8 protein-coding genes are annotated in these 5,695 nt (G+C 64.3%); 6 read left to right on the forward strand and 2 right to left on the reverse strand.

Annotation, left to right across the window (positions count from 1 at the left end):
• The coding region (locus tag AC1RQG_RS27695) for an Hpt domain-containing protein (RefSeq protein ID WP_493136615.1) at positions 1-465 on the reverse strand (465 nt) is incomplete at its 3' end.
• Positions 465-1,289 (reverse strand): protein phosphatase CheZ, encoded by an 825-nt coding sequence (locus AC1RQG_RS27700; RefSeq protein WP_493136617.1) that lies wholly within the window; start codon positions 1,287-1,289, stop codon positions 465-467. The genes AC1RQG_RS27695 and AC1RQG_RS27700, both read right to left, overlap by 1 nt.
• 460 nt (positions 1,290-1,749) lie before the next feature.
• Between AC1RQG_RS27700 and AC1RQG_RS27705 the strand changes: the two genes are divergently transcribed.
• The 6 genes from AC1RQG_RS27705 (at position 1,750) to AC1RQG_RS27730 (ending at position 5,569) form a co-directional block, all read left to right on the forward strand.
• A complete protein-coding gene (locus AC1RQG_RS27705) occupies positions 1,750-2,223 on the forward strand; it encodes a universal stress protein (RefSeq protein WP_493136619.1) in 474 nt (157 codons plus the stop codon).
• Between the two features lie 163 nt (positions 2,224-2,386).
• The gene (locus AC1RQG_RS27710) at positions 2,387-3,031 is read left to right on the forward strand and encodes a response regulator (protein ID WP_182167271.1); all 645 of its coding nucleotides are present in this window, start codon (positions 2,387-2,389) and stop codon (positions 3,029-3,031) included.
• Positions 3,032-3,441: 410 nt separating this feature from the next.
• A complete protein-coding gene (locus AC1RQG_RS27715) occupies positions 3,442-4,239 on the forward strand; it encodes a Crp/Fnr family transcriptional regulator (RefSeq protein WP_493136628.1) in 798 nt (265 codons plus the stop codon).
• A gap of 149 nt (positions 4,240-4,388) precedes the next feature.
• A complete protein-coding gene (locus AC1RQG_RS27720) occupies positions 4,389-4,772 on the forward strand; it encodes a type II toxin-antitoxin system RelE/ParE family toxin (protein ID WP_493136622.1) in 384 nt (127 codons plus the stop codon).
• Positions 4,756-5,058, forward strand: coding sequence for a helix-turn-helix domain-containing protein (locus AC1RQG_RS27725; RefSeq protein ID WP_493136624.1), 303 nt, complete (start codon positions 4,756-4,758; stop codon positions 5,056-5,058). The genes AC1RQG_RS27720 and AC1RQG_RS27725 overlap by 17 nt, the downstream gene beginning before the upstream one ends.
• A 184-nt stretch (positions 5,059-5,242) precedes the next feature.
• Positions 5,243-5,569 carry a hypothetical protein gene (locus AC1RQG_RS27730; protein ID WP_493136626.1) on the forward strand — a complete coding sequence of 109 codons (327 nt, stop codon included), beginning with the start codon at positions 5,243-5,245 and terminating at the stop codon, positions 5,567-5,569.
• The last annotated feature ends 126 nt before the right edge of the window (positions 5,570-5,695 follow it).

The raw sequence follows: 5,695 nt of genomic DNA on the forward strand, positions 1-5,695 counted from the left end.
GGCCGCTGCGGCGGGCGCGGCGGCGGCCGGCGCCGCGGCCGGCGCGGCGGCCGGCTTGGCGGCGGCCTTGGGCGCGTCGGCCTTGCCGTCGATGGCGTCCTTCAGGATCGCCTCCAGGTCGCCCGGCATGGCCGGCAGGGTGTCGGGCTCGGCGCCGTTCGACAGTTCGGCCAGCTGGTCGGCCACGAAGCCGGACGCCTGCAGCGCGGCCTCGATGGCCAGCGGCGTGACCGGCGCGGCGCCCGTGCGCAGCGCGTCAAACAGGTTCTCCGTCAGGTGGCAGGCCGCCACCAGCGCCGGCAGGTTCATGAAGCCCGCGCCACCCTTGATGGTGTGGAACGAGCGGAACACGGCGTTCAGGGTTTCCTTGTTTTCCGGGTCGCGTTCGAGGCGCAACAGATGTTCTTCTACATTGACAGCCAGATCCATCGCCTCGACGACGAAATCCTTGAGCATATCGTCCATTAGAATCCCAGATCAGCAAGCAGGTCGTCGACATTGTCCTGGTTCAGCGCCACCGTCGGAGTCGATGGGCCTTGCATCAGAGACACTTCTTTTTGCGCCAGCTTCTCGCGCACGTCGGCCGGCGCGTTGTCGCGCAGCAGCTGCGCCAACTCGTTCTCCACCGTCTTGGTGATGGTCACCACCTTCTTGATCAGCTGGCCCGTGATGTCCTGGAAGTCCTGGGCCATCATGATCTCCAGCAGGCGGGCCTTCTCGGCCTCGGTGGCCACCGACACGGCCTGGGCGAAGGCCTTGGAGTCGCCGGCCAGCACCTTGAACTGGTCCAGGCTGAGCTTGCCCGCGAACAGGTCGTTCCAGCGGGTCTCCATCTCCTTCGACTGCTTGGACAGCACGTCCTGGGCCGGCATGCCGTCGTCGAGCGTGTTGAGCACCTTGTTGGCGGCCTGCTCGGTCAGGGTGGCCACGTATTCGAGCCGGTCCTGGGCGTCGACGATCTGCGACGACGCTTCCGTCAGGGCCTTGTCGTAACCGAGTTCGCGCAGCGAATCGTGCAGCAGGCGCACGATGCCGCCCAGGCGCTCGAACATGGCCGGCTTGTCGCCACCGGCCGCGTCGGCGTCGGCGCCATCGGCGGCCGGCGCCTGCGCGGCCGCGGTCGCCACCACGTCGGCGGGCCGGGCCGCCGCTACCTGGTCGAACAGGCTTTCCAGGTCATCTTCCGCCGCGGCCGGTGCTGGAGCGGGTGCCGGGGCCGGTGCCGCGCTCTTGCTTTGGGCAGACACTTCATCAAATAGTGCGTCGAAATCATCAGCGGCGTTGGTCATAATCCCTGCTTCTCCATAATTTGTAAAATTGCTGCCCTCAACTTGCTTTGTTCACCCCGCGTACCGCCCCATCCGCAGGCGGGCTCAAGAGTGATGACGCCCGGCAATATAACGCGCTTACGCGAGTTTAGCAGGGCGGCGGCGGATTGTTCAATCTCCAGGGCCGGAAAGCCGGTCGGCTCACCCGCTGCTCAGGGTGACAAGCCACGTTTACTGTTGTATTTGCAGATACTAACATTGGAAAGATCGACTAGGTATGGCGGCAACCACAAAACAAGTGCCCAAATGCAAAAATGCCGGCGCGATCTTGCATTAACAGCAAGCACGCGTGCTCTTATTGACACAGATCAAGACTTTCCATGCTAACAATAATGTGAATCGGGACTACAATTAAACTGGCGCGCCGGGCAATTGCATATCGCCAGCCGCGTCGCCTTTCGCGCACCTGAGGAGAACCGCCATGTACCGCAAAATCCTGATCACGACCGATGGCTCCACCGTGTCGAGCAAGACGGCGTGCGCCGGGGTCGACTTCGCCGAACAGATGGGCGCCGACATCCTGGCCTTGTTCGTGGCGCCGGAATACCAGTACCCGATCTACGTGGAGATCATCCCCCCCAGCTACCCGAGCGAGGAGGAATACATGGCGGCCATGCAGCGCGCCGGCCAGCAGCACGTGCAGCCCATCGTGGACGCGGCCGCGCGGCGCGGCCTGCGCTGCCAGGGCATGACCGTGTTCGCGGAAAGCCCGGCGCTGAAGATCGTCGAGGTGGCCGCCCGCGAAGGCTGCGACCTGATCTTCATGGGCTCGCACGGACGCAGCGGCTGGGGCCAGCTGTTGCTGGGCAGCGTCACCAACAAGGTGCTGTCGCATTCGCGCATCCCGGTGCTGGTGCACCGCCTGATCAAGGAACCGGCGCCCAGCGCGGCCTGAGGCGGGCCGGCAACCGGGCCGGCAACCGGGTCGACAACATTAAGTAAAAAGCATGCCCGCCCCGATTTGGGGTAGTATGACCGGCGCCCCGCAGGCGCCAGGGCCGCCTTTTTCCCTTTAAAAACAATAAACCCATGCCACCAGGCATCATTCAGACCGACCTATGATACGAATTGTCATCGCCGACGACCACACCATCATGCGCGAGGGCCTCAAGCGCATCCTCGACGGTGCGCCGGACATCGACATCGTGGGCGAGGCGATCGACGGCTTCGAAGTGCTCAACCATGTGCGCCAGGGCGGCTTCGACCTGCTGCTGCTGGACCTGTCCATGCCCGGCCGCAGCGGCGTGGACCTGATCCGCCAGATCCGCAGCGAGGCGCCCAAGGTGGCGATCCTGATCCTCACCATGCACGAGGAGGAACAGTACGCGGTGCGCGCCATCCGCGCCGGCGCCCAGGGCTACCTGACCAAGGAAAGCGCCGGCACCCAGCTGGTGGGCGCGATCCGCAAGGTGGCCTCGGGCCGGCCCTACATCAGCACGGAAGTGGCCGAGCAACTGGCGCTCAACATCATGATGCCGAGCGAGACGCTGCTGCACAAACAGCTGTCGGACCGGGAATTCGAGGTGTTCTCGCTGCTGGTGGCCGGCAAGTCCATCACGGAGATCGCCAACGGCCTGCACCTGAGCGTGAAGACGGTCAGCACCCACAAGACCCGCATCATGCAGAAGATGGGCATGAATTCGCTGTCGGAAATGGTGCAATATGCCGTGGCGCACCGCCTGTTATCGCCGTTCAAAACCTGAACGCGCGCCCCCGGCGCCGCCCCGGCGGCCGGGACCATTAGGACGACTCCTACATCCTCGCGCCGCCTCCTACGCGCATATTCAGCACTTACCGATATTCACCGCCGCGCCCCGTTGGCATACTGAAACCATACGATTGTTTTGCTTCGCGGCCATTTCAGTGTTCCCCGTTTCAGCGTTTCCTGCAGCGCGGCGATCACGGCGTCAAGCAAGGCAAGCCAGAACACGACCAGCCGGCTTCGGGCGCGCCTCCTCCCTGCGCGCGTGGCAGACGGCACGGCGGCCACGCCATGCGGGCCGTTCTTCCAACGCCACTGAACCGCCTTATCAGACACCAGGAGATGAACATGCTGTCCACGCAAGCGCCCGCCACCCGTCCGGGGTCCCCCGCGACCGTCCCCTCCTCCTCGATGGAAGCGGGGCGCCAACGCCAGGGGCGGCTCTGGTCGAACCTGAAAGAAGTGTGCGACCTGCTCCACATTCCGGCCGCCTGCACCATCGCCACCGAGGAATTGCTGTTCCAGCACGTGCAGTTCAAGACGGGCCAGCGCATCCACACCATCGGCCAGCCGTTCGACACGCTCTACATCGTCAATTCCGGCTTCCTGAAAACCGTGCTGATCGACGAGTTCGGCAACGAGCAGGTGCTGAGCTTCCCCATGAAGGGCGACATGCTGGGCGTGGACGGCATCCACACGCGCCACTATTCGTCGGAGGCGGTGGCGCTGTCCGACTGCGACCTGATCCTGCTGCCGTTCAAGAAGCTGACAGCGCTGGGCCGCGTCCACCTGGAACTGGAGAACATGATGTACGGCGTGATGAGCCGCGAGCTGGTGCGCGAGCAGGCGATGATCGGCATGCTGGGCGCGCTGTCGGCCGAGGCGCGCGTGGCCCGCTTCCTCGTCTCGCTGGCCGAGCGCTTCGCCCAGATGGGCTATTCGAGCAAATTGTTCAACCTGCGCATGACGCGCCACGAGATCGGCAGCTACCTGGGCCTGACGCTGGAGACGGTCAGCCGCACGCTGTCGGCCTTCAACGAGATCGGCCTGATCAGCGTGGACCAGCGCACCATCGGCATCAAGGACGCGGAAGCGCTGAAGACGCTGCGCCGCCTGCCGCCCTCGCGCGCGCGGGCGCGCCAGCAGGCCACGGCCAAGAGCAAGGCCGGCGCCGAGCCCTCCGCCGCGCAGCTGCTGGCCTCCGCGTAACGACCTACCCTTGCTGCACCCAGCTTGGCCCGGCCCGCGCCGGGCCTTTTTTTGTTTTGCCACGACGCCGGCCCCGCGCTCGCCTGCCCCATAAACCGCGCCAAGCGCTGGAAAAACATACCCGTCGCGGGTATACTTTCAAGGTCAGGATGACACACATCCTTAAGCGGGCAAATTTTGCGCGGTGGCAGGTCGGTGAACGGCTGCCCGATGCCGTCTTGTGCAAAGCGGTTCAAGAGATGGAAAACGGTCTGATTGACGCCGACCTGGGTGGCCTCCTCTACAAGAAACGGGTTGCGCGCCCCGGCAGCGGTAAGAGCGGTGGTTACCGCACGCTGCTGTCAGCGCGGATTGGTAGCCGTTACGTGTTCCTGCATGGCTTCCCAAAGAGCGACCAGGCAAACATCACACAGGACGAAAAGAAGGCGCTGCAATTCGCCGGTAAGGTGTTTCTGGAACTGTCTGCCGACGCTTTATCCAAGGCGCTGCGGTCGGGCGTGTTATTGGAGGTCTATTGTGAGCAAGATCATTGAGTCCCTGCGTGGCGACCTGGCCGCACTCCACGAAGCAGGAGCAGTCAGCAAAGTGACAATGCGCGAGTTCGACGCGATCTGCCCGCCGCCGGTGCGGGATTTCAGCGCTGCCGACATCAAACGCCTGCGCGAAGCCTTAAAGTTCAGCCAGCCCGTGTTCGCTTTGCATTTGCACACGTCGGCCTCGACCGTGCGCAAATGGGAGCAAGGCGACACCCGTCCGACCGGGCCTGCACTCAAACTGCTGAACATCATCGCCGACAAAGGCCTGCAAGCCATCATCTGACGCTTAACAAGGAGGCCGGCGTCGAAGACGTGAATCACCTCTTTCATCCCGTCGCATGTCCCGCTCCAGGGGCAAAGCAGGCCAGTCAACATCGAGAAAAACCCTTGCATTTCCATCCATCCTGCCCAATAATTTAAATGAGAATAATTCTCATTCAATAAACTCTATCGCGGCAGGAACCACCATGACTCCAGAGCACAGCAATCCCATCTTCCAGGCCCCGGCGCCGGGCGCGCAGGCGCCCGATCTGATGTTGTCGTCCGTGTTGCACCTGATGTCGCACTACACGGCCAGCGCGGCCGACGATGGCGCGTGCGTCAAACTGGCCGCCGTGATCGAACGCCATCTGCACGCCTTGTCCAACCTGCCCGGCCTGGCGCCCGTGCTCAGCGCCACATGCCAGCAGTTGGCCGAGCAATGGGCCGCCGTGGTCGAAAAGAAGCTGGAACGCAATGGCGAGGCGACGCTGCTGGGGCGTTTGCTGGGCCGGCCGCGCGGCGCCAGCCACTAGCCAGCGCTCGTCGGCGCGCGACGGCGATCAATGCAACACCGGCGGCGCGGGCGGGCGCCGCCGCACGCGCACGCCGGCCGCCGGCGGCATGCGCAGCCGCCGCACCATGGCCGGCAGCGCCTGCGG

Source organism: Rugamonas sp. GW822-FHT03B10, assembly GCF_058801745.1.